18 protein-coding genes and 2 pseudogenes are annotated in these 25,363 nt (G+C 43.5%); 9 read left to right on the top strand and 11 right to left on the bottom strand.

Features of this window, described 5'->3' with window-relative positions:
- Window position 1 precedes the first annotated feature (1 nt).
- The gene (locus tag RGE70_RS04320; RefSeq protein ID WP_310470311.1) at window positions 2-3,094 is read right to left on the bottom strand and encodes an EAL domain-containing protein; all 3,093 of its coding nucleotides are present in this window, start codon (window positions 3,092-3,094) and stop codon (window positions 2-4) included.
- 379 nt (window positions 3,095-3,473) lie between these two features.
- Entirely contained in the window at window positions 3,474-3,914 is a 441-nt protein-coding gene (locus RGE70_RS04315) for an OsmC family protein (protein ID WP_310470310.1), read from the bottom strand.
- A gap of 177 nt (window positions 3,915-4,091) precedes the next feature.
- On the opposite strand from RGE70_RS04315, the gene RGE70_RS04310 reads away from it, so the two are divergent.
- The gene (locus tag RGE70_RS04310) at window positions 4,092-4,538 is read left to right on the top strand and encodes a thioesterase family protein (protein ID WP_310470309.1); all 447 of its coding nucleotides are present in this window, start codon (window positions 4,092-4,094) and stop codon (window positions 4,536-4,538) included.
- Here RGE70_RS04310 and RGE70_RS04305 read toward each other — a convergent pair.
- Entirely contained in the window at window positions 4,535-6,022 is a 1,488-nt protein-coding gene (locus RGE70_RS04305; RefSeq protein WP_310470308.1) for a putative bifunctional diguanylate cyclase/phosphodiesterase, read from the bottom strand. The genes RGE70_RS04310 and RGE70_RS04305 overlap by 4 nt on opposite strands.
- A 680-nt stretch (window positions 6,023-6,702) precedes the next feature.
- Between RGE70_RS04305 and trhP the strand changes: the two genes are divergently transcribed.
- The gene (gene trhP, locus RGE70_RS04300) at window positions 6,703-8,085 is read left to right on the top strand and encodes a prephenate-dependent tRNA uridine(34) hydroxylase TrhP (protein WP_310470307.1); all 1,383 of its coding nucleotides are present in this window, start codon (window positions 6,703-6,705) and stop codon (window positions 8,083-8,085) included.
- Window positions 8,086-8,136: 51 nt separating this feature from the next.
- Window positions 8,137-8,391 carry a YfhL family 4Fe-4S dicluster ferredoxin gene (locus tag RGE70_RS04295; RefSeq protein ID WP_310470306.1) on the top strand — a complete coding sequence of 85 codons (255 nt, stop codon included), beginning with the start codon at window positions 8,137-8,139 and terminating at the stop codon, window positions 8,389-8,391.
- Between the two features lie 73 nt (window positions 8,392-8,464).
- Here RGE70_RS04295 and ubiT read toward each other — a convergent pair whose 3' ends face one another.
- The gene (gene ubiT, locus RGE70_RS04290) at window positions 8,465-8,977 is read right to left on the bottom strand and encodes a ubiquinone anaerobic biosynthesis accessory factor UbiT (RefSeq protein WP_310470305.1); all 513 of its coding nucleotides are present in this window, start codon (window positions 8,975-8,977) and stop codon (window positions 8,465-8,467) included.
- 132 nt (window positions 8,978-9,109) lie between these two features.
- On the opposite strand from ubiT, the gene ubiU reads away from it, so the two are divergent.
- Together ubiU and RGE70_RS04280 are read left to right on the top strand one after the other, a co-directional pair.
- The gene (gene ubiU / locus RGE70_RS04285; RefSeq protein ID WP_310470304.1) at window positions 9,110-10,111 is read left to right on the top strand and encodes a ubiquinone anaerobic biosynthesis protein UbiU; all 1,002 of its coding nucleotides are present in this window, start codon (window positions 9,110-9,112) and stop codon (window positions 10,109-10,111) included.
- Window positions 10,112-10,138: 27 nt separating this feature from the next.
- Window positions 10,139-11,002 carry a U32 family peptidase gene (locus RGE70_RS04280; protein WP_310470303.1) on the top strand — a complete coding sequence of 288 codons (864 nt, stop codon included), beginning with the start codon at window positions 10,139-10,141 and terminating at the stop codon, window positions 11,000-11,002.
- A gap of 26 nt (window positions 11,003-11,028) precedes the next feature.
- Here the strand turns inward: RGE70_RS04280 and RGE70_RS04275 are convergent, their stop codons facing one another.
- Entirely contained in the window at window positions 11,029-11,715 is a 687-nt protein-coding gene (locus tag RGE70_RS04275) for a DUF998 domain-containing protein (RefSeq protein ID WP_310470302.1), read from the bottom strand.
- Between the two features lie 1,078 nt (window positions 11,716-12,793).
- Between RGE70_RS04275 and RGE70_RS04270 the strand changes: the two genes are divergently transcribed.
- Window positions 12,794-14,149 (top strand): YjiH family protein, encoded by a 1,356-nt coding sequence (locus RGE70_RS04270; RefSeq protein ID WP_310470300.1) that lies wholly within the window; start codon window positions 12,794-12,796, stop codon window positions 14,147-14,149.
- 233 nt (window positions 14,150-14,382) lie between these two features.
- On the opposite strand, the gene RGE70_RS04265 is transcribed toward RGE70_RS04270, so the two are convergent.
- The 5 genes and pseudogenes from RGE70_RS04265 to RGE70_RS04245 all read right to left on the bottom strand — a co-directional run bounded on the left by RGE70_RS04265 (window position 14,383) and on the right by RGE70_RS04245 (window position 19,771).
- Entirely contained in the window at window positions 14,383-15,741 is a 1,359-nt protein-coding gene (locus RGE70_RS04265; RefSeq protein WP_310470298.1) for an NCS2 family permease, read from the bottom strand.
- 746 nt (window positions 15,742-16,487) lie between these two features.
- Window positions 16,488-17,393, bottom strand: a complete 906-nt coding sequence (locus RGE70_RS04260) for an AbiTii domain-containing protein (protein WP_310470297.1) — start codon at window positions 17,391-17,393, stop codon at window positions 16,488-16,490.
- Between the two features lie 415 nt (window positions 17,394-17,808).
- Window positions 17,809-18,060 (bottom strand): annotated as a pseudogene (locus RGE70_RS04255) (transposase); the annotation flags it as partial.
- Window positions 18,061-18,276: 216 nt separating this feature from the next.
- Window positions 18,277-18,546 (bottom strand): annotated as a pseudogene (locus RGE70_RS04250) (transposase); the annotation flags it as partial.
- Window position 18,547: 1 nt separating this feature from the next.
- Window positions 18,548-19,771 carry a DEAD/DEAH box helicase gene (locus tag RGE70_RS04245; RefSeq protein ID WP_310470296.1) on the bottom strand — a complete coding sequence of 408 codons (1,224 nt, stop codon included), beginning with the start codon at window positions 19,769-19,771 and terminating at the stop codon, window positions 18,548-18,550.
- A 521-nt stretch (window positions 19,772-20,292) separates the two neighbouring features.
- On the opposite strand from RGE70_RS04245, the gene RGE70_RS04240 reads away from it, so the two are divergent.
- On the top strand, window positions 20,293-20,835 hold the full coding sequence (locus RGE70_RS04240) for a YgjV family protein (protein ID WP_310470295.1): 543 nt from the start codon (window positions 20,293-20,295) through the stop codon (window positions 20,833-20,835).
- Between the two features lie 116 nt (window positions 20,836-20,951).
- Window positions 20,952-21,320, top strand: a complete 369-nt coding sequence (locus RGE70_RS04235) for a PilZ domain-containing protein (RefSeq protein ID WP_310470294.1) — start codon at window positions 20,952-20,954, stop codon at window positions 21,318-21,320.
- A gap of 50 nt (window positions 21,321-21,370) precedes the next feature.
- On the opposite strand, the gene radA is transcribed toward RGE70_RS04235, so the two are convergent.
- Entirely contained in the window at window positions 21,371-22,744 is a 1,374-nt protein-coding gene (radA, locus tag RGE70_RS04230; protein WP_310470293.1) for a DNA repair protein RadA, read from the bottom strand.
- 182 nt (window positions 22,745-22,926) lie between these two features.
- Between radA and RGE70_RS04225 the strand changes: the two genes are divergently transcribed.
- The gene (locus tag RGE70_RS04225; protein WP_310470292.1) at window positions 22,927-25,338 is read left to right on the top strand and encodes a PilZ domain-containing protein; all 2,412 of its coding nucleotides are present in this window, start codon (window positions 22,927-22,929) and stop codon (window positions 25,336-25,338) included.
- Window positions 25,339-25,363 lie beyond the last annotated feature (25 nt).

Here is a 25,363-nt window from a genome sequence, read left to right as displayed (position 1 = left end):
GCTAGATATCGTCATCTTTATGGTCGGTGATATTTGATTCAATCGCGAACCTTGTACCTAATGCCTCCTGTACCGGTTTTATGCAAGTGGTTTCAAACGTGTCTGCGGGGACTGGTTTTGAGTAGAAATAGCCTTGGGCATAATCACAACCTGCGTCCGACAATATCTGTCGCTGACTGTCTGTTTCAACGCCTTCGGCAATCACCTTCATGCCAAGCGCGTGCGCCATCACTATAATGGCTTCACACAAGGTGAAGTCATCACGATTAGTGTTTAAATTACGCGTAAAAGATTGATCAATTTTAATGTAGTCGATATCAAATTTTTTCAAATACGCTAATGATGAATAGCCAGTACCAAAGTCATCAAGCGAGATTTGCACGCCCGCAGCACGGTATTGTGCCAGTTTATTAAAAATGGCTTCGTTGTTATCGAGCAACAAACCTTCTGTGATTTCAATACAAATATCGTTACGCTTCAAATCCAGTGTTTTAAGCAAAGCGATCCAGGCTTCAACGCTATTACCTTCGTCTCTGAACTGTACCGGCGACTTATTAATACTTATTTGCACATCAACACCAAACTGCTCTCGCCATAGCGCACATTGGTGGGCAGCTTGTTGAAAGACCCAATCGCCTATCTCGACGATTAAACCGGTCTCTTCGGCAACTGAAATAAATTCGACCGGCGACACTACACCGCGCTTAGGGTGATGCCAGCGAATTAATGCCTCAGCTTTAATCGCATGGGTCTGCGCTAAACAAACAATCGGTTGATAATATAATTCAAACTCTTGATTAGTAATGGCCAGCCTTAAATCTTGGATTAATCGCATCCGATATTTGGCATTTCGCTGCATTGACGGGGTAAAGTAATGAAAGCGATTACGGCCAAGATCTTTTGCTGCGTACATCGCTTGATCAGCATGTTTTAATAACCCCTCAATCGTTGTGGCATCATCCGGATACAAGGTAATTCCAATACTCGCGCTAATATAGGCGATTTCGTCACCTAAATTAAATGGCTCAGCAATTTGTTTGAGAATGTTTTGGGCAACGCTATCAACGCCTTTTAAATCGGTACTGCCTGAAATAACCACAGTAAATTCATCTCCGCCTAACCGCGCCACCACGTCGGAGTCTCTTACACAGCTTTGCAATCGTTTTGCCGCTTCAGACAACAATAAATCACCGATATCATGGCCTAAAGTGTCATTCACCTCTTTAAAGTAATCGAGGTCTAAAAACATCAGTGCAAAGTGCTTTTCTCGTTTATCAGTGCGTAAAATTTCGTCGCGAAGATAGTCCAGTAGCATTCTACGATTAGGTAATCCGGTAAGCGGATCGTAATTAGCTTGCTTCCAAATAATTTTCTCGGCTCTTTTTTTATCGGTAATATCAGAAAATAACGCTACCCGGCGATCGCTTTGGGTTTCGGAGTCAACAATCGTGTTAAGGGTTAACCACACCGCAAACTCTTCACCATTTTTACGCTTTAGCCAGACCTCACCTTGCCAGCGACCGGTTTCTTCAACCGATAAATCCATCTGCTCGTACGCACTATGATTATTACGACTGCACTGCAATATTCTAATGTTTTGGTACTTAATTTCAGCTTGGCTATAGCCGGTAATATCAGTAAAAGCAGCATTGGTGTTAATAATCATGCCGTTCTCATCTTGTACGCTCATGGCTTCACTGCTGTTGTTATACACAGATGCAGCCAGCTTTAATGACTCCTCTACCCGTTTGCTGTCGGTGATATCTTCATGCACCCCACACATGCGCAATGGTTTGTTATTTTCATCACGACTCACTATTTTTCCGGTATCTCTTATCCAGTGAATTTTGCCTCGGTGCGAGTAAATACGGTATTCAATTTTATAATGTTCGCTTTGACCGCAGATATGGTTTTCAAGCGTGCTCAACACTCGCTGTTTATCGTGTTTATGCACCGCATTGACCCATAGTTTAGGATTGTCATTTAAAGTTTGAATATCACAGCCCAGTAGGTCTGCGCCATGTTGATTCCGCTCTATTTTATGATTAACAATATCCCAGTCCCAAAAGCCTAAGTCACTACTATCTAATACCAGCTCTAACTGCTCCTGGCTGGCTAGCATAGCTAACTCGGCTTGTTTCTGCGATGTGCGGTTTAATAGGCCAATAATCACCAACTCAACATCGTCACCTTTGCGTTGGCAAGCCACGGTCATATGGGTGTAGACCATTGACCTGTCCTTGGCTAATAGGCGGATATCAAGCTCAAACTCGTTGATGTCGCCGGCCAGCATCTGAGTGAATAGCTCCAAATGACGCTGTCGATCTTTTAAAAAAATCAGTTGCGACCACTCACATTGCAGTAATTCTGACTCTTCATATTGCAACATTTGGCACAAGTTTGGATTCACTTTGATCCACTGATGCTGACTATCAGTTATCGCAATGCCCATTGCCCCAACTTGAAAGTGAGACTTAAATAGCAGGTGGTCTTGGAGTTTTATTTTTTGATCTCTGTCCAACACAATACGTCGAGATAGCAACATCCCCAAAAAGACCGTGGTAACCGGAAAGATAATAAGAAAAGGTAACGCAAGCTGTTTTACCAGAATAAACGCGACATCAAGTGGCATAGCTAAACCACTTAGCAACACGAGAACATTGAGTAACAGACCAAATAACACTAGCTCAGTTAAACCAATATTACTGATATCACCTTTGCGATATCGACCCCATAGGTAACCCGCTAACCCAGACGAGATAATCGCAGCAATACCCGACCATACAGCTAAGCCACCTTCGTTGAGCCGAAATAAGCAAGTCATTAGCACTGCAACAAGAGTCGGGATGCCACCAAAAAAAATACCGGATATTCCCAAAATGACAGTTCTAGAATCAAAAAATACCCCGTCGCTATATTGCCATGGGGTCAACATCACTGACACGGCGATCACGCCAACTAATGCACCAATGCCAACTCGCCATAGCAAGTCAAACTGACGCCTACGACTGAGTGGGAACGCGTCAAAAACGAACACCATCGCAAGTAATAGAGCTGCATTTTGAATAAGCGAAAAGACTAAATTTTGTTCCATAAACAACTATTCATCCTGACGACCAATCCTCTGGAGAGTAATATCAGTCTAGCAGAATGAGAATTAATGCAATGTCTACCAAGCGCTTTAACACCGCCGAACTAAGCCTGTTAATGGGGCAACTGAACCTACCTGTTACTAATATACATTAGGCATAAATAGCTAGATTATTGAATTTAAAGCTATCGATGAATTGCCGCACACACAGACACAGCGAAGCTCGTAGGCCTTTATAAGTTCAAAAAATTACATAAAAGCCAAACGCATTAATAGCAATCTGGCTAAAGACGCGGGCAGTTTAGTTCAGCACATCAATACAAAAGGTGAAGTGGTTAACCTCAAACTGTCAACCACAGCTGGTAGGCTTTAAGGGCGTTACTTACGCTACGCCATGTTCCACTAAGGTCGGTTTAAGTAGGTTTTCATGCACTGGGCAGCGATGGCAAACCGTATCTAAAAATGTCATTTTTTGTATATGGGTAAGTTGAATGTCATCAATCATTGCATCCATCGTTACCACAAAGTCTATCGCTTTAAAGCCGACAGGGTCAGCCGAGGGTTTACCTAATAACCCAGCAGTATTGAGCTGTGCTTTCATGGCTACATCGAATACTCTAAGATCAATTTGCTGCTCTCTCGCCACCATTTTTGCAATAGTTGAAATACAGCCCGCAAGCGAAAAAATAAACGTCTCGAGTGGATTAGCCCCTTCATTGCCGCCGCTCGGTTGGTCGATCACTAATTGATGCTCACGTACTTGTGCGCTTACTTTCCAGCCCTCAGCCATATGAGTGTTAATTTCAATTGTTTTGTTTGCCATTTACATACCACTCCGTTGATAAACATAAATATAAAAAAATAAAGTCACAATACCACGTAAGCATCAGCGTCTAAAAATCCATATAGGTTAGCCGCAATTGATAGAGTAAAAAACATGACTCAGCCTATGGTAAGCTAACCCCATATTTACCACCTTAACCATTAGACCAACATCAATATGTCGACTAAAAAGCCTGTAAACTACAGCAAAACCTTTAATTTTGCGGTGCAAATTTATTATGAAGATACGGACTTTTCAGGAGTTGTCTATCACCCCAATTTTCTCAAGTATTTTGAACGAGCCCGTGAACACGTTATCGGTGCCAACAACTTAGCTAACCTATGGGGTGAACATGACTTAGGCTTTGCCGTCTACCGCAGTGACATGCTGTGTCATGACGGAGTGGAGTTTGCCGATGTGGTTGATGTAAGAACAAAATTCTATTTTGAAAGTAAATACCGAACGGTATGGTTACAAGAAATTTGGCGCCCAAATGCTAAAAAACCTGCAGTAACGGCGCAAATAGAGATGGTGTGTATGAATAAAAGTCGTCAAATGCGCCCAATGCCAACCAGCTTAATCGAGCTGCTTAGCCAGGCATTTAACGCGCCAATAACGTTTTAGCGACTCGTAACGTTGGCGCACAGTTGTGGCCACCTTACCTCAAGTTCTGTCGGGGTTAATGGTTTTGAAAAAATGTCACCTTGAATTTTATCGACTCCCATCAAAATGATAATGTCACGAATCGATTCGGTTTCAACCCCCTCGACAGTAACTTTAAAACCAAGCCCTTGAGCGAGCTTAATGCTCGTCCCCATGATATGCCTTGCATGTTCATCGCTATCTAAGCCTTCGATAAAGGCCTTATCAATTTTCACTTCATCAACAGGTAAATACTTCAGGTAAGCAAGCGATGAGTGACCGGTACCAAAATCATCAATCGCCACATCTACACCAATTTCACGCAAGGTGTTTATCGCAGCAATAGCGGTATCAACATCTTCCATCAGTCGGCTTTCAGTTAGCTCAACAGATAACGCATTGGCCGGCAGTTGATATTGCTCAAGCCTTGCTTGAATGTTTGCCGATATTGCTTGGTTCTTTAAATCTTGCGTTGAAATATTCACAGCAACTTGCAACTTAATTCCAGCCTTACGCCATTTAGCTTGCTGCAATACGACTTGGTCAAGTACCCACTGGCTGACCATTTCAATCATGCCTGCAAACTCAGCAAGCGGTATAAACTCAACCGGTGAGATCACCCCTAGCGTTTTATGCTTCCAACGCATTAATGCCTCAACTTGATTACAGCTGCCAGTATGACAATTTTGCTTAGGCTGATACACCATGTACAACTCACCGTCTTGTAACGATTTAGCAAGGCTATTAATAATTGATATTTCACGCAGTTGCACTACATCATCACCCGCTAAGTAATGGGCAATGTTTATATCTAACTGTTTGGCTTTTTTAAGGGCTAAGTCGAGTCGGCGCAATATCGTGCTAATGTCACCATGAAACCGCGCCAAGCCTAAATGCCCAAGTTGCAGGCGCACTGTAATTGGGCTATCGAACACCGTATAGGTTTTCTGCAAGTTATCAACAAGGTTAGATAATTCGGTTTCGGTGGTTTCAATGGGGTAATAAATAAGAAATTCATCTTCATTCATTCTTGCCACGCTGGCACTTTTCGGTAGGTTGGCAGTGATTCGATTAGCGATTTGCTTGAGCAGTTCGTCACCAAAGCTAAACCCAAAGAGGTCGTTAACATACCGAAAGCGATAGATATCTAATAACACCAAACACCCTTGCTTAAGTGGCATTAGCTCGGCTAGTTTTCGTTTCATACTTAAACGATTACCTAACCCAGTGAGTTTATCATGCTCAGCTTGATGTAACTGTTGTTGTAACTGCGTGACTAGCTGTTGTACTTGTAATAGATTTTGAGGGGCTGTGCCAATGTGCAAGCCACCAGCATCATGTTGATTTTTAATAAATTGGCACAAGCTTTCCTGCTGCCGATAAACGAGCACTAAGCGCCATAGAACCACTACAATGAGTAGAACTAAGACAACACAACTTAATGAAAGTAACTCCAATTTATCCATTTAATATGACTTTAACCGTTATAAAACCAAGGCTCAAAAATTGAACCTTATAAACCAATTAAAAGTAGAACCCATTAAAAGGCTGTTAAAAATTACCATCAAGCTCGTTTGTCCATCTATTACTATAGCTCAACCGGCACAATTACGGTGACCTATAAGCCACTTTAATCTAGACAGAACCTTAGCAGCACACGCAAAGTAACACTCCAGTTCAAGCTAGCAAATCTAAGGTATTGAAAGTAGGCCTATAGCAACTACCCCGTAATACAGCCGGGTAATCAGTATTTTAAAATGATTAACTTGTGTAGGTAGTTAATCATTAAGGTGGCAGTACAGCGGAGCTGTTGCAACATCGCAATATGTCACTTAACCACTTAATATCCTCAGAGAATTAATAGCACTTAATCGCGCGGCGATAATAAGATAAAATCACCGGCTTAAGCCGATAAGTGCACTAGACGTGCAAAATTACAATCTAGGGTCAATACTTAAGTGATGGCCTTAATATCGTCTAAATAGTGTAAAAAATGATACCAGTGTCACAAGGTTCTAATATAAAGGACTCAGATCGCCCCTATAGCCCTTATCATGTGCGGCTGAGTTGCTTGCACTCACTCCACGGCATTAAGTAAAATGCGCGGCCGTTTGCCGAATCCTTACCCGTTAATAGAGAAGTTATTATGTTTAAACCTGAACTGCTGTCCCCAGCCGGAACCATTAAAAATATGCGCTACGCCTTTGCCTATGGCGCAGATGCTGTTTACGCTGGTCAACCTCGATACAGTCTTCGCGTACGTAATAACGACTTTAAAATGGAAAACCTTGCGGCAGGCATAAAAGAAGCCCACAGCCTAAATAAAAAACTGTATGTGGTCAGTAACATTGCGCCCCACAATGCCAAGCTTAAAACCTACATCAGAGATATGGAACCTGTTGTAGCTATGCAACCTGACGCACTTATCATGTCAGATCCAGGGCTTATTATGATGGTGCGCGAAGCTTTTCCTGATCAAGTGGTGCATTTATCAGTACAAGCCAACGCCATTAACTGGGCGTCGGTTAAGTTTTGGGAATCTCAAGGCATTAAACGCGTTATTTTATCGCGCGAACTTTCACTCGATGAAATTGAAGAAATTCGTCAACGTTGCCCTGATATCGAGCTAGAAGTCTTTGTTCACGGCGCCTTATGTATGGCTTACTCAGGCCGCTGCTTGTTATCAGGTTACATCAACAAACGTGATCCAAATCAGGGCACTTGCACTAACTCTTGTCGCTGGAAGTACGATGTCCATGAAGCGAAGCAAACAGAAACTGGCGATATTGTTGCGGTTAACCCTGATGTACAAATTCAAACCCCAACACTAGGTGCGGGCCAGCCTTCTGATGAAGTCGTATTGCTGCAAGAAGCAGGCAGACCCGGTGAATATATGCCAGCGTTCGAAGACGAACATGGCACATACATTATGAATTCAAAAGACCTTCGTGCCATTCAGCATGTTGAGCGTTTAACTAAAATGGGCGTTGACTCACTGAAAATTGAAGGTCGTACCAAGTCTTTCTATTACGTTGCACGTACGGCTCAGCTTTATCGCCAAGCCATTGAAGACGCGGTTTCAGGTAAAGACTTTGACCGAACCCTAATGCACAACCTTGAAGGTTTAGCGCACCGAGGTTACACCGAAGGCTTCTTGCGTCGTCACGTACATGATGAGTACCAAAACTACGATTACGGCTACTCAATCAGTGACACACAACAGTTTGTCGGTGAGTTCACCGGCGAGCGCAATGACGCCGGCCAAGCTGAAGTTGATGTTAAAAACAAATTTAGCGTTGGTGACAGCATTGAAGTGATGACACCACAAGGGAATTTAACCTTTACCATTGAGTCACTTGTTAACCGTAAAGGTGAAAAGGTTGAGGCCGGTTTAGGCTCAGGACACTTTGTGTTTGTTGATGTGCCAGCTGAAGTCGATTTAGACAAAGCGGTATTATTGCGTAACCTACCACAAGGGCAAAATACCCGTAACCCACACCAAGCTGCAGATGCACCCGCAGCTAAATAGACAAGTTAAAAGGCGCGCAATGCGCGTCTTGAAAAGGTAATTAAGTAAATAATGGCATTATTAATCGACGATAGCTGCATTAACTGCGACATGTGTGAGCCTGAATGTCCCAACGACGCTATCACCATGGGCGATGAGATCTATGAGATTGAACCGCTACTGTGTACCGAGTGCAAAGGTCATTATGCTAAACCGACCTGTATTTCGGTTTGCCCAATCGACTGCATCGCAGTCGATCCCGACCATAAAGAGTCTGATGATGAATTGCTGGAAAAATACAGCATCATTACTGGCAAAACAGTTTAATCGGTTAGCGCATCAAGGTAAAAGCTGACAAAAAAAGGAGCTTAACCGCTCCTTTTTTATTGCCTTAACATTATTAAGCTTGCTGTGTTTCTGCTTTTTTCTGCAATATTTGTAGCGCCTCAGCCAGCTTTGCCACCGCAGTTCTTATCGCAACTGGCATGGCATCAAACTCAACACTTAGAAGTAAGTTTTTCACCTCTAAGCCCAGCTCAGTATCACCTTCGATGCATAACTTACGCTGAAAAAACAACGAATCGGGATCTTCTTTCGCTGCCGCAATTAATAATAATGACTTTGAGTCCCCTTTAAACGTGACTTCAGCACTTTGCACAGGACGGATCAACCAATTGCCGTTATAGCTCACCTCAAACGTTAACCCGAGGTCGTCAATATTAACCGCTACCCACCGCTCCGATAAAAAATCGAGCTCTTCGTCATCAGCCTGCTCAGCCAGTACTAAATCCAAAATCCGTTTTAAGAGTGCAGCCTTTAGTGAAAACGGTATAAGTACTAACGGAGTTGATAGCGCTTTGGGGCCGAAGTCTAAAATTTTACTCGCCATATCGCTAGTGAGTGTTCCTTGCATTAGAAAATGCTCCTTGGTAGAGATCGATAAACTGATGTTACCTAGCTTTTATGATCACAAACCTGTTTTATATCAAAAGTTTGATCTTCATTCCCTTTTACACTTCTGTAACCTATTACATGGAGCCAATATATGGAACTGTTGTGCCCCGCGGGAAATCTCGCCTCTTTAAAAGCAGCCCTCAATGCCGGTGCCGATGCTGTCTACCTTGGCTTAAAAGATGATACCAATGCGCGCGCATTTGCTGGCCTTAACTTTTCCACTAAAAAGCTGCAACAAGCAGTCGAGTTTACTAAGCAGCGTAATAAAAAAGTTTTCTTAACGATTAATACCTACCCTAAACCTGGTGAAGAAAACCGCTGGTACCAAGCCATTGATTTAGCCGCAGCCTCTGGCGTAGACGCACTCATTATGGCTGATATATCTTTGCTTGATTACGCCCACAGCCGCTACCCACACCTGCCTTTGCACTTGTCAGTGCAGGCCAGTGCCACCAATTTAGGCGCGCTCACACTGTACAAAGAAGCCTTTAATATTCAACGCGCCGTGCTGCCACGGGTGCTATCAATGAAACAAGTTCGAGATCTGTCTAAAGTCACCCCGGTTGACCTTGAAGTATTTGCCTTTGGCAGTTTGTGCATTATGGCTGAAGGGCGCTGTCATTTATCATCTTATGTTACAGGGCAGTCGCCTAATACCGGCGGCTCATGCTCTCCGGCAAAAGAGGTACGCTGGCAAGAAGAAAACGGCAGCAGGCTGACTTGGCTAAACGATATATTGATTGATAAATCGGGGATCGACGAACAAATGGGTTACCCCGTTGTTTGTAAAGGGCGCTATACCACCGCAGACAGTAAAAATCCCAACCATATTCTTGAAGCACCAACCAGCTTAAACACCTTAAGCTTGCTACCAGAGCTTGCCAAAGCCAATGTAGTGTCGTTAAAAATAGAAGGTCGCCAGCGCAGTCCAGCCTATGTCGAGCAAGTCACTCGAGTGTGGCGCAACGCAATTGATAGCTACCTCGCAGCCCCTGAAAAGTACCAAACACAGCCAGAGTGGAACGCCGCCTTAGCAAAAGTTTCAGAAGGGCAAACCACCACCTTAGGTGCTTACCAAAAAACATGGCAGTAGTTAGCTGGTGATAAAAAAGGAATACCAATGAAAGTATCACTCGGGCCACTACAATATTGCTGGCCAAAAGAACAAGTTACTCAATTTTATCAGCAAGTGGCTGACAGCAGCATTCCGCTGGTTTACCTCGGTGAAACCGTCTGCAGTAGAAGAAGACAATTAAAATTTAGTGACTACCTTGAGCTGGCCCATCTGCTGCGCAGCTCAGGTAAAGAGGTGGTGCTATCAACCTTAACGTTAATAGAGGCACCATCGGAATACACCGAGCTAAAAAAGCAGGTCGATAACGGCGAATTTATCATTGAGGCTAATGACATGGGCGCGGTACAAGCCGCTAAAGAACTTGGCCTGCCCTTTGTGTGCGGCCCATCGGTTAATAACTACAATCTCGCCACTTTAAACAAATTGCACCAATGGGGAATGCAGCGCTTTGTTATGCCAATTGAGCTGTCAAAATCTTGGTTAACAACGGTGATGCAAGCACAGGTGGCAAATACCGGAGCTGCGTTGCCATATGAAGTAGAAATATTTGGTCATGGCTACTTACCACTGGCGCATTCCGCCCGCTGCTTTACCGCAAAACAAGTTGGACTAACCAAGGATAACTGCCAAATTGCCTGCTTGGCACACACCAAAGGTTTACTGGCGCAAACCCAAGCACAGCAGCCGTTACTTAGGATCAATGGTATTCAAACGCAGTCAGCAAGTCAGGTAAATTTATCGAGTGATATTGCCGTCATGCAGCAGATGGGCGTGAATTATTTTAGAGTATCGCCAAGCAGTTTGAGCAGCATTGATTTAGCCGCTAATCTACTGACTAATCCACCTCTAACCGAGCCGTTAAGTTGTAATGGTTATTGGCATGAAGCGGCAGGATTAGCGCACTTATAGTTAGTGGCAGTTATATCTTAACCACATTAGCTGGTTGCTGGGCGCAAGCTCAGCATCACGCTTGAACTCCAGCTGACAAAGCTGCCCAAGCCAAACCATTCATAAACCGCAGGCCACCAAATTGTTGGGCGATTTCTTTCAACTAACATTTCATGGTAAAACGCGCGATCACCGTCCGTTAGCCAAAAACCCAACATCGGCGCAAAAATAAAAGTCCCCATGCTCACTAACGTCATCGCAGCCAAAATACTGGTCGTATTAGAAAACAGCTTTCCACGCCCCACAAACACATATAAGGCATAAAAAATGGCGCTTAAACTGCCAAAAATAAAGAACAATTCAATAGCAAAAATATGCAGTTCGTAGACATTAATCGGAAACAGCCCAACCGCCGATAAACATAAAAAAGCGGTTCCAAGGCTCACAAAAAAAGGGTATGACCAAGGTGAGTCGGCCACTTGCATTGAAAACAAGCAAAACAGCACTGCACTCAAGCTGCCAAAAAACAAGCCGCCATTAATCGCCACCGCATAAGCAGAGTGACCGTAATAACCGAGTTCACTCACCGTATGATTTAAAAAATTAAAACCACCACCGTTAGACGACTCAAATGTCAAAGCAGAGATCAACAAGCCAAGCAGTAGACCAACAATACTGAGTAGTCCAAATCCGAATGCGAGGGTTGATACTTTATTTTTTGTCCGTGCGACCATGTATGCCTATTAATATAATTCTAGCTGCATTGTCTAATATACATCGAACAAGCCGAGGTTAAAGAGGTACAGCTCAGGTTTTAACAAAATGCTCGACAACACTGCCCACAAACGCCTCACTATTGCTATAATCAACGACATCATTTTCCAAACTTTTCATGCTAAACAAGATAAATAGACACTTTAAAAGCATTTTCCATGTCGATAAGTCACATTTTTAGCATCTAAACTCGCCGCACTAGCCATAACACCTTACACCTGATACCAAGTTAAAACGCCAAAATGGCCAAGCTATACTTATTCATACCATTACTGTAATCCGCCTCCTCCCTATTTACGCAAAAAAAAACCGCAACAAAAGTGCATATCTACCCGCAAAGAAAAACTCACTCACGGTAAAACGGTTTTACTACACCAACTCAAGCGCACTAAAAATGACTAAAAAAAGCCCTTCAACTCACCCGTTAAGGCAAAAAGGCGGCACGGTTTTATGCAACGCTAACTATATTTCGGTTTTGCCCCAAAAAAAATCACATTGCAACTTGGACTGTAAACGTTAAATTTTAACAATCACTATGCCCGATATTCGCCAGCCAACTGCCTCAATTAATTAAGTCGCGTTGACTTTAGCGCGCCAAATAAATGTCCTACCAGAACTACCCTCAGCCACAACAGCTTAAATACACAGTAAAAAAATGTAAAAGCAAGCGCTAAGTTACGAGTTGTTCAACCAAATTTTAGTAACCAGCCTTAGTGTTAAGCACTAACAAAGCAACCCGCAACAGACATTTGATTAACATTACAGCTCGCATTCAACACATTGTTTTAAATATATTTATACGCTAAATTTTTTTGTGTTCTCACTACTTAATCCGATACAATATAATTAATCAGTTTGAGCTAATAACTATTCGCTAGCGCGATATAAATACAGATATACAGAGAATCGTTTTACTTAGATGTTTTAAGACGGTAACCTCGCCACTAACAGTTGAATGAATATTCAATACATTAATTGCTTAAGTACAAGCTCCGTTTACAGGCTGTAAAGCAGACCTCGATATTTAGGGTAAAAAAAGTGTCCGAAAAGAAAACCCACAACATTAAAACAATACTGACGTTTATTGTGCCGTCGCTAATCGGTTTGCTGTTATTTATGACACCAATTAGCTACCAAGATGCTATTACGATCCCAATCGCCATCATCTCTAAAGGCCTACAAGGCTTACTAGGTGACACGCTTGTGGCTATGGTTACCGCAATTATTGTGTTTACTGCATTGGTGTCGCTAATCGCCAAAATCGCCAAACCCAAGTGCATCATTGAAAACAGCTTCTTTAATACCCTGTTTAACGTCACTCCGGTATGGCTACTTATTCGCGTACTTGGAGCGATATTCGTTTGTCTAACCTTCTTTAATGTTGGCCCAGAAGCCATTCGTTCTGGTGGAACCGGTGCACTGGTCCTTAACGACCTCCTTCCGGTTCTGTTTTCGGTGTTTCTTTTTGCAGGCATGTTACTGCCGCTATTGCTCAACTTTGGCCTGCTCGAGCTGCTTGGCAGTTTGTTGACCAAAATTATGCGCCCGCTATTTAACTTACCAGGTCGCAGCGCTATTGACTGTATGGCGTCTTGGTTAGGCGATGGTAGCGTGGGTATTTTGATGACCAGTAAGCAATATGAAGCGCGCTTTTACACCCAACGCGAAGCGGCTGTAATTGGTACCACGTTCTCGGCAGTATCGATAACCTTTTCATTGGTAGTCATTTCACAAGTACAGCTTGAACATTTATTTGTACCTTTCTACCTAACCGTGTGTTTTGCCGGCTTTGTGGCCGCGTTTATCGTGCCAAAACTTCCGCCACTATCATGGAAAAAAGACCTCTACATTGACCAAACGCCACGTGATAAAGATGATGAAGTGATCCCAGCAGGACACGGCGTGTTCTCATGGGGGCTAGAGCAAGCACTCGTTAAAGCTTCACATGCCGGTGGGGTAAAACATACATTAACAGATGGCGTTAAAAACGTTGTCGATATGATTTTTGGGGTGATCCCAGTGGTAATGGGTATTGGCACTATCGCCCTTATGATTGCTGAATACACGCCAGTCTTTACCTATTTAGGCATGCCATTTATTCCGTTGCTTGAGCTGTTACAAGTTCCAGAAGCGGCTGAAGCGTCAACCACTATTGTGGTTGGATTTGCCGACATGTTCATTCCGGCTATTCTTGCCAGCTCAATCGAGTCAGACATGACGCGCTTTATTATTGCCGCATTGTCTGTAACTCAGCTAATTTACATGAGCGAAGTTGGCGCGCTATTGATGGGCAGCAAAATCCCAGTTAACTTCCTAGAGTTAGCGGTTGTATTTATTTTAAGAACCTTGGTAACGCTACCTGTCATTGCAGGTATCGCCCATTTGATTTTCTAAACCATTTACAGCAAACCTACACTTAAGCCGCTCACTAAACCTGAGCGGCTTTTTTTATGCTCACTTGAGTTAACACACCACAGCATAAAGCATGCTATAGCAGCGCTACACATAACAAAAAGGCCAACCTCAATGGCTGGCCTTACAGTAGTGATTGTGAGCCAACAACTAAAAGCGCGGCTCAAACCTCTGAATATGCCTCAAAAAAGCACCTCTATATACCTAGCTAAACACTAAATAGCCCAGCCGCCCATATAAAAAGCGACTAAACCAAGCGTAATAAGCAGTACACCGAGTCGTAATTTACGCCACTCACCACTACAAATACGGCCAATGACTAACGTAACAAAACCTAACATGATACCGGTAACAATGTTGCCACTTAACACAATAAATACCGCGCAAGTAAGACCCGCCATCGCATCGACTTTATCGGCAAAATCCAGCTTAGTTACATTACTCAGCATTAACAGGCCAACATACATCAGCGCCGGAGCGGTGGCGTAAGTCGGAACCAAGTAACTGAGAGGCGCTAAAAACATCATTAGTAAAAACAGTAAACCCACAACCGTTGCAGTTAAACCCGTTTTACCACCAGCCGCCGTACCGGCTGCAGACTCAATGTAAACCGCAGCAGGTGCGCCGCCGACAGCGCCCGCAACAATACTGCTCACCGAGTCAGATGCCAACGCTTTGCCACCATTAATAATATTATCGTCTTCATCCAACAGCTCAGCCTGCCCAGCAACTGCACGAATAGTGCCTGTTGCGTCAAAAATGGCGGTCATGACCAAAGCCAACACGATTGGCAATACCACAGGATTAAGCGCGCCCATAATATCAAGCTGACCAATAAGTGATGTTTCAGACATCAAGTCAGGCAGCGCAAACAAGCCTTGGTAAGTCACACTCGGGTCAAACACCAAACCAAATATCGACAACGCAATAATCACCAGCAAAATACCGCCCGGAACACCACGCTTTTCGAGGCCAATCGTCGCAGCAAGCCCCACAATAGTCGCAATAACCGGTAGGCTATGAATGTCGCCCAATTTAATTGGGAACCCACTATCAGACGACACAATTAACTGCACGCCGTTAGTTGCTATCAGCAATAAAAACAAACCAATACCAATGCCAGTTCCGTGAGCGACACCCTTTGGTAAATTTGTCAGTACCCAATGGCGAATTCCAGTCACGCTGACAAGGGTAAACACGACCCCCATTAGAAAAATTGCGCCCAATGTTACAGGTATTGATATCCCCTGCCCCAGCACCATACTAAATGCGGTAAAAGCGGTAAGCGAAATAGCGCAGCCAATTGCCATTGGCAAATTAGCCCAAAGCCCCATGAGTAACGAGCCAAACGCAGCAATCAAACAGGTCGAAATAAATACTGATGCAGGGTCAAAGCCGGCGGTGCCGAGCATGTTCGGTACAACAATCACCGAATATACCATCGCCAAAAAGGTGGTAAAGCCCGCTAGGACCTCACGTTTAACGCTACTGCCACGAGCTGTAATAGTGAAATAACGGTCCAAGAATGAACCAGTAGGTGTGGTGGAGCCAGAAAGAGTCTGTTCAGACTTCATAGTGATGTTACCTTTTGATCTCTTATATATGGGTTAACCAATAGACATCTATTGGCGACGCAGCTACGGCAGGTAGAGCCCCAAAAACAACTGATTTGGGTGAGAGATCCACTTAGCATTGGGCATGCTTGAGTGACCTGCGAGTATGGTGTCAAATACATGGGTAAAGCCATGTGTTTGCGCCTAATCTGGTAAAATTTACTCTTACCAACATAGCTTTTGTTGGCGCGAAGTTTACAGCAATCGCCAATAACGAAATAGGAAGCAGCTAACGTTTTGTACTACAAAAGTAAAATAAACGTTTCAAAATAGAACAGATTATTCTGCAATTAAAACAATGCTCTTGGGCGTGGTAAGCGCTTCCTCTCAATTATCTTTTGTGGCGTAGTTGAGTGCCAACTAGCGTACCTAACAAAACAAGCGATTACATGTAGCAACGCGGCTTTGGAAACAAGGTTACAACAAATAGCACTTGGGGTTCCAATTGCCTGCGGTAGGTGCTGGACAGGAAGCCTGAATGTCGTGTTCACAAGGATGTGAGACAATGCCCGTTGTGCAGCAGCGCCAGTGACACATTGTAAGTCCGTCCATGGAAGCTCGGCCATGACATCCATTTCATGCACGGTCACGGCCGCATCTGCACTGGGTTAGAAAAGTGTGGGAATTCAACCTCCAACTAAAACTTATCAAGCAAGCTTAGTCGGAGGGGGAGTTCGTGCCATTTAATGAAGGGTGTCTTTGTGTTTCTAAAATCCGTAAAACTTGCCGATAGCAGTTGCTAATAAGCTTCCTGCTGCACCAACTTTAACATCCCAAGCCGTTGAGGCTGCTTTTCCAACCATTTTGCCCATCCAATTCGAAACATCTGCTCCAAACTTACCTTCTTTTACTTCATCAGAAACACTGTCATTCTCAATAGATGTTTCAAGTTCAGCAATGTCTTCATCGCTTACTTTATGTTGTTTTAAAACCTCAATTAATGATGGAAAATCATTTTTATTAACAGAATTTTTAATCGTTTGAGTATTGGAATCGCCCACTACTATCGTGGCGTTATCACCAAATACAGCATTATTAAATAAATCACTCACTCCAACCTCCTTTGACCTTGTTTTCATTTCATCTGAATTCATTTCAGATGTGAATCTTTCAGAAAGTTCTAAAACAAAGTCTAATAATCTAGAATTTACCTCAGTTAATATTTGAGTCATTGCTCCGGCTGAATGTACTCCCCAAGCACTTTCCAAATGGTAGCTACAACCAAGGCCTTCTGACAAATGGGGATAATACTCAGGCGCAATAGATATACTTAAATGCTCCTGCTTGGAATATTGTTCAATGACCGCAATACCATCCATTAAGTACTTTGTATCCAAATGTTCACGCATTGCTTCATCTAAGTGCATAACAGGTAATGTTTGGTTTGAATAACTGCGTGCCATATTGCTGACATTACCCTTTATTGTTAAGTGGAGTATTCTATAGTCAGGAACTGATTCTTTTTCTGAGTATCCTTTTAACTCACCACTAACCCAATCTAATAACTCTTTTTCACCTAACTTATGAAGCAGTACTTTGGTCTTGAGTAATGCGACTTTTAAGTTACTTTCACCAGAACTCAGTAGCTCAATTATTTCTTCAATTAATTTCATAGGTCAACCAATATTGAATTAATGCATAACAGCTTACTCATTAGTCGCTCGATAACGTTCCAAGCAACTCGTTAACTTTTCAACAACTTATCACTGCTAAGGTATTGTTGCAAATAGATAATTTTTAAATTTGGGCTGCATAAATTGCCTTGTTGAGTGCGGAGAAAGAGAGCCTAGGGTGTTAGAAACACTAAGCCAGCCATTGTTAATCAATAACATAACGACCTCTATAACACACTACAATGCATGAGTGACCTTTCGTTTGATACAAAACAATGTTTGGCATGCTGCTAGTGGATTTTTCACTAAAGCAGCGCTTTATCAGGCAAAAATGGCGAATTTTAGGCGCGTGCTGTTAACTCGGTACTTTGACTGAGTTTGACTGAAAAGGTTTGGCTTGAATGAGGAGTGGAGTTTACTCTAGCGGCAAGTGCTGGCAGCTTTTTGCAAAATGCCGTCGGCGTTTTTCAAGGTGTTCTGAGTAGCGACTGAGCTCTTGCAATGTGCCGACTGGACCATGAAATAGAAGACCAAATTCAGCAACGATTTTGACCCAGTTGGCCGTCGGAATATTCAATCGATTAAAGATACTTTCGGCATTGGCAGATATTGCGCTGCGTTTATCATCACGCATAACTCTGCCTGTTTCATCAACCAATTCAAAAAAGACAAAGCCAGCCATTGTTAATCAATAACATAACGACCTTTAAAACAAACTGCAACGCACCGGCGCCCTTTAGTTTGACGCACAACAATGTTTGATATGCTGATAGTGGATTTATAGCTAAAGTAGAGCTTTTGGATGCGAAATGGCGAATTTTAGGCGCGTGCGGTTAACTCTGTGCTTTGACTGAGGAAGTGAGGCTTGAATTAGGAGTGGAGTTTATTCTAGCGGCAAGTGCTGACAGCTTTTTGCAAAATGCCTTCGGCGTTTTTCAAGGTGTTCAGAGTAGCGACTGAGCTCTTGCAAGGTGCCGACTGGACCATGAAATAGCTCACCAAACTCAGCAACGATTTTGACCCAGTTAGCCGTTGGGATATTTAATCGATTAAGAATGCTTTCGGCATTGGCAGATATTGCGCCGCGTTTATCATCACGCATAACTCTGCCTGTTTCATCAACCAATTCAAGGTAATCGCTAAGCACAAACGCGCTAACGTTTGCGCTTACCACCAAGTGCGCGTTTCTTGGCGCGTTGCCTTTGTGCCGCTTTACTATTTTTACGGCTAACAGGCTCGGCTTTGGTTAAGTCAGGCTCAAAGCCTGGTAACCATTGCTGTGGTAAACGTTTATCCAGTAACGACTCAACCTCTTCGAGTAACAGTGCGTCGTCTTCGCTGTAAAGCGTGATGGCTTTACCTGTTTTACCTGCCCTGCCCGTGCGTCCGATACGGTGAATATAATCTTCCGCTATAAAGGGAATTTCATAGTTGACTACGTAATTGAGCTCGATGATATCTAAGCCTCTAGCGGCCACATCGGTGGCCACTAACGCTTTAACGGCACCCTGTTTAAAGTCGTTTAATACTTGCTCACGTGCACCTTGGCTTAAGTCACCGTGAAATGCTTTAGCTTCAACGCCAGCGGCAACTAGCTGGCTGGTAATTTTGTCTGCCGTCTGTTTTTTACGGCTAAAAATGAGCACTTGTTGCCAATCATGTTTCTGGATCAAATGGCTGATTAATTCTGGTTTGCGGTCACTGTCGACGGCATAAACTATCTGCTCGACGCTATCGGCGGTACTGTTGGCTTTGTCGACTTCAATTCGCGCTGGCTGCTGCAACAGTTTTTTACTCAATGTATAAATAGCTTCTGAAAACGTTGCCGAGAACAGTAGGGTTTGTCGCTGTTTAGGTAGCTGTTTTAAAATGGCATTAATTTCATCCATAAAGCCCATATCTAACATTCGGTCGGCTTCATCAAATACTAGGGTTTTAAGCGTCATCAGCGACAACGAGCCGCGGCGCAGGTGGTCAAGTAACCTGCCGGGCGTGGCAACGACAATATCAACACCGCCGGCTAATTTCTGTGCCTGCGCGTCAATACTCACTCCACCGTAAATAACCGTGGTTTTTAAGCCAGTGTTAACACCATATTCCGTGACGCTTTTATTAACTTGCAGCGCAAGTTCTCGGGTTGGCACCAAAATCAATGCTTTAATAACATGTTCGTCAGCCTGCACTGTTGAAAGTTGCTGCAATAGCGGCAGGGTAAACGCGGCGGTTTTGCCGGTGCCGGTTTGCGCACTGGCCATGAGGTCTTTGCCACTTAATATAACGGGAATGGCGGCGGTCTGGATTGGCGTCGGTTGCAAGTAGCCTTTTTGGGTAAGTAAATTAAGTAAAGCATCGCTTAATGATAAAGATGAGAAAGACACCGGCACATTCCTTAAAGTCGTTGAAATCAGAGTCAGCTCCACCCAACAGCCCTCAGCACTGCAATATCTAGGCGCGCTCAAAGCTTGCTGCGGGTATCGATTGGGCCGAAGCTAGCGCGGCGCATAATAGCAGAAATAACCCGTTTGTTTTACCCGCCACGGCAAATCTAAACCGCGGCGACCGATACGCATGTGGGCAATGGAGTATTGAGCAAGCTGTGATGTTGTTCAAGCTATGGCGTGAATGGTTAGCAACATGCTGCACATTGCGCCTTAACGATACCACTGCCAATGTAAATGCCCACGCGCAGCATCTAACTCAGGCAATTTTACAGCCATTGACTGAGCGATACAGCAATGCGTAAACCAACGCGCTATAAGCAAACGAGCGTGATCTAGCTCACAAACCATAGCAAAGCGTAATAAATGAAATGCTAAAGTGACGTATTGGTCACAATATGCTCGCTTAAAAAAACGACAATAGCCGCTGGTTTTTTTTAGTCGTTATTGTTGGTCGTTTAGTGTTCGAGTTATCACAGCAAGCTTTACTTTGGGTTCAGGCATTAGGTTTTGTGTCGATGGCCATTGGTTGGTGGGCAAATGCCCAAATTAGTGACCAAAAATTATTATCCGGTAACCTATTAGCCGCAAGTTTAACCGCTGTACATTTAGGCTTACTCGGCAGTACATTAGGCATGATGACCCAGCTCCTTAATATTGGTCGCTTTGCAACTTGCCGTAGCGAAAAAGCCCGAAGCGGTTGGCGCATAGCATTACTACCGTTGCTGTTTTCAACGTTAGCGATTATCCAAGGCATTATTTGGGCTGAGCATTGGTCAGAGTGGGCGGCAGTATCGGCAGCAGTAATCATGAGTTACGCCCTGTTTCATTGCAGCCTAATTCGACTTCGTTATGCCATGCTTGTGAGCAATATTTTAAACCTAACGCTTTCGGTTTATTTACTATCTTGGTCAGGTATTATTTACCAACTCGTTACTATCGCCATTATTTTAAAAGGGTTACCTGCAATTAAACAGCAAGTTTGCGCTTTAAATCGGTCGTAACAGATTACAAAATCGATTAAAAAGGCCATTAACTGTTCTACTATTAATTGCACTGCACAAAGTGGTAAAGTGAAAAAGCTAACTTGTAAATTAACAAGGTTATCGAGGGGGTCATTATGGATGACAGACGTCAGTTTTCACGTATTTTATTTCTCAATAATGCGCAACTGCAATGCGATGATAAAACATGGCAAACTACGCTGCTCGATATTAGTCTAAATGGCGCATTACTTGAATTACCTCTGAATTTTTCACCAAGCAGTAAACAGCTCCTACTTAGTTTTTCTATCGCAGACTCTGACATTGTGGTGCATATGGAGACCGAGTTGGTGCATCAAAAAGACCATTTACTCGGCTTGGCTTGTCGTCATATTGACGTTGAGAGTATTAGCAACCTCAGGCGGCTAATCGAGCTCAACTTGGGTGACGCTGATATTTTAGATCGGGAGTTAGCGCTATTTATTGATATGCACAACCATGAATAACGCTGTATTCATGGTTGGTTAACACCGACTAACTCACGACTAGGGTTTAGCTAATTGATTAGCTCCATGAGCTCGTGAATCGTTTTAACCGAATGGATCGTAGCGCCCAGTCCTTCCATCGATTTATGGTAATTTCTGAAAGGAATATAAATTTCAGTAAAGCCGTGCTGCACCGCTTCTTTTACCCGTGGCACTCCGCTGTCAATGGGTCTGACATCGCCGTTAAGGCTCAACTCCCCCATAATGCACGTGGTTCTTGGTACGATAAAATCATTTAAGCTGCTCAATAAAGCCGTTACTAGCGCTAAATCGATACAGGTTTCTGACTCATCAATTTTTAACCCACCAACCAAATTAAAGTAAGTATCGTGGAATATTTTGGTTTTAGTGTGTTTGCGTAAAATACCTGTCAGCATTTTAATCCGGTTCATGTTCAAGCCCACACACACCCGCTGTGGAAACTCGCCTTCTGTTTCAGTGGTTAAGCATTGGATCTCTAACAGTAAATTACGGTTGCCTTTGCGGATACAAGTAATTGCCGCGCCAGCTGAGTCGGTACTTGAACCTGACAGAAATATTTCACTGGGGTTGTCGACACTTATCATGCCGCGCTCAGTCATTCTAAATATCCCCACGGTATCAACATCACCAAAACGGTTTTTATTGGCTCTGAGCGTGCGTACTTGGCCGTCATTGCACTCGATATGAGTTAGGCAATCCACAATATGGATAAGGGTTTGTGGCCCAGCGGTTTCATTGTTTTTATTAACGTGCGCCACTAAAAACATCGTCACATTGTTTTGCTTACAATACTGGGTCAAAGCCTGAGCACTACCCTTAACCTGAGACGGCGAGCCAGGACTACCGTTAGCCATTTCGGTAACAACGGCTTGAATCGAGTCAATCACCGCAAACTTGATTTTTTTAGCCTCTAGCTCAGCAATAATAGCCTCTACGCTCGTTTCAGCCATCAAGTAAAGATTGTCTTCATTGTAATCGAGCTTTAAGCGATTTACGCGGTTCTTGAACTGCGATAACGACTCCTCTGCGGTACAATACAGCGAAGGCATAAGCTGAGACATACGCGACACCAGATCTGACAACAGCGTGGTTTTTCCGGCGCCGGGATCGCCCGAAATAATATTGACCGAGCCCGTTGTCAGGCCACCACACAATACTCGGTCGAGTTCGCCAATGCCGGTTAAGTTTTTTTGCGCCTCTACCTCTTGGATTTCGGTTAACTTTTTAGAGCCACCACCAATAGAGCCGGCGTAACCTGACGTGGTCGCACTGGTGGGTTTAGCAACTGACATTTTCAGTTCGCTGATGGTGTTCCACTCTTGGCAGGCACTACATTGCCCCTGCCAACGCGGAAAGTCTTGACCACATTCATTACATACGTATGCTGTTTTATTCTTTGCCATGTTTGTTTCTAAATAGTATAAAGTCGATAAGGTAACGAGATTTTCAGTCGATAATTAACAGTACAAATAAAAGCACCTCGGCACCCGCTTAAAAAGCGTACTGAAATAACGTTCATTCCACAAAAATTTACCTATGAGCCTATCAGCCATTGGTCCAATAAGCATCCAAAAAGAAGTGATAGATGAGCATAGACTTACATAATGCGCTAATCGAACAACTAAAGCCTTTACTCATGGAACCCAATTTCCAAGAATTATTCACGCAGCTTACCGCAGAAGAAACCAATTCGACTCGATTTCTCCTTAAAATGGAGCTTAATCGACTTTCTTCAGACTGCACCAGAGTAATTGATTTACGTAATAAAACAGAATTAAAGTGCGAAGAATTTACCTTTGGTGGCCAAAGCCACTTTATTGATGCCCCATCAAAAGCCAACTTTTTAGAAGCGTTAGCTCTTTACCGCGAACAATATACCTTAGGGGTTTACGAGCAGGTCATTAATGCACACAAAGCCCGCATTCAAACGGTGCGCACTAATGCTGCAAACGTATCTGAAACAACCATAGATCCATATATTGCCCAAGGCATTGTACTGGGTAGCTATTTTGCTCGTAGTGAAGAACGCATGAACTACAGCATGAAAATTAGTGTGTCTCAGGGTGGGCTCGAATATATTGGCATTACCGTTGATTTATCGGTTAATGGTGCTCGTATTCGCTTACCCGCTAAACATAGCCTCAACGACCAGCAAGCAATAAAAATTAAACTGCTAGAGCTCAGCGATGAATATTATCACCAAGATCTGCAACAGGGTGTTGAATATCAAATTATCGATATTGAAGGTAATTCGGAGCATAGCTGGCTTAGAGTCAAACGGATCTCTGGTAGTGAAGCGTTAGCCGAAATGCTAGCCAAGTTGATTAGAGGCTATAAGTTTCGTTATAAAGTCGATACTAACGATGTGCTTGTCACCGCTAAAGGCTTAGGGTTTGAACGCCATTATTTACCTCACACCCCGCATTTACCACTGTTTGTTGAAGACCTCAATTTAGACAATATAGATGAAACAGTATCGCCAAAATACCAAATAACGCATAAATTGCTAGGCCGTGATAACCAAGCTATCTCACAATATTTTAAAGATGAATCTGGGGTAAGTCAGCTCAACGCAATGCTAACACCGTCGCGGCTTAAGGCCTTGCTTACCGCAGACGAATTTAGCCCACACAGCCAATTTTTTTGTTTTACTTTTCAAGCCAATGGCGGGCGTTACTTTTATTCAGCAAGCCTTGCCGAGCTAGAAGAAAAACAGCTAAAAGCCTTATTCTTTCGTTTTGCCTCAGCCAAGCCAAGTTGGCGCGTGTTTCATGTTGCCTACCAAAAGGTAGACCATAAACAAGCATACAAAGCCAGCTTGCTGCCTGGTGATGACGCCAGCTATAGCTCATTAACTGAGGTCCAACTGGCAGCCTTTACTCATGTTTTACAATTGATTGATGTCACCAATGACAAGATAAAAGACCAATATCAAGCATGGCAAGCCAGTAGCGACAACGTCAATGGACTAAAAGTTTTTGGCCAACAAAAACTTAAAAAACATAATTTAAAGCAAGTTTCAATGCAGTTTAGCGAACGCCGAAATGAAGCCCGTTTTGCCTTTAAAACGATGGTGACGTTAACCCAAGGTGAGGTGACGACTAACGCATACACGCAGGATATTTCAAGTCGAGGATTACAGCTCACCACCGATACGCCTATCGAGTTAAACCCCAAAATGCCAGTTGGCTTGAGCTTTCCTAAATTGCAAACGATTGCTGGCAAAACCAACTTGCAGCACTTACCGTATCGCTTAATACAAAGCCGCGATAAAGGGGGCACGATGCACCTATCGGCACAAATAGGCCATACTCCACACGTAGGCGTTGAATTTTTAAATCGCTTAATAGACCGCAATCGCGATCGTTTTGAAAAGCTCACCGACAATAACGAACAAACTAAAGAGCTTGCCGACGGCATGAAAAACCTGTTGATGCGCAAATTGGTGTCGGTACCCTTCTATTTAGAAAAAACCGTTAAATCGGCTTATATTTCCGCAATTGGTATTGGTAAAGAGCAAAACCCTATCGCCAACACCTTTGCCACCGGTAATGAAGCACCGCTTGAATACGACTTATCCCCTTTGTTTGATGAAGGCAAACTAAAACGCGACATCATAGCCCCTATCAGATTGATGAAACCCCAAACGGGACTTGAGTTTTATGAGGTTTACGTGCAGATATCTAGGCTTTCACAGGGTAAGGTAAAAGTGCGAGGGCTAACCGAGTTTGACCTAACAGAACGCAAGCAGTTATTGCACTTTATTCAACAAAGCCAACAACTAGGTGACTTTTTAACCTTACGGGTTTATCGCGGTGCCACAGCTAAACCGGACTTAAGTTATATTCGCCGCGAGTTGGACTATATTCGTGTTCACACGCAGCACAAAGCCAAAAAGCTGGAAGAAAAACTGTGGCACATTATTGGGGTTGGCGAGCTGCTTGATATTACGCAAGAAGTGCTGTTGCGCTTCCCAGAGCTTGATGGCAACTCTTAAGTTAACGCCATTTAGTCACCTAACC

Source organism: Shewanella youngdeokensis (genome assembly GCF_033180165.1).
Classification (GTDB): Bacteria; Pseudomonadota; Gammaproteobacteria; order Enterobacterales; family Shewanellaceae; genus Shewanella; species Shewanella youngdeokensis.
This window is presented reverse-complemented; position numbering and strand designations above follow the sequence as displayed.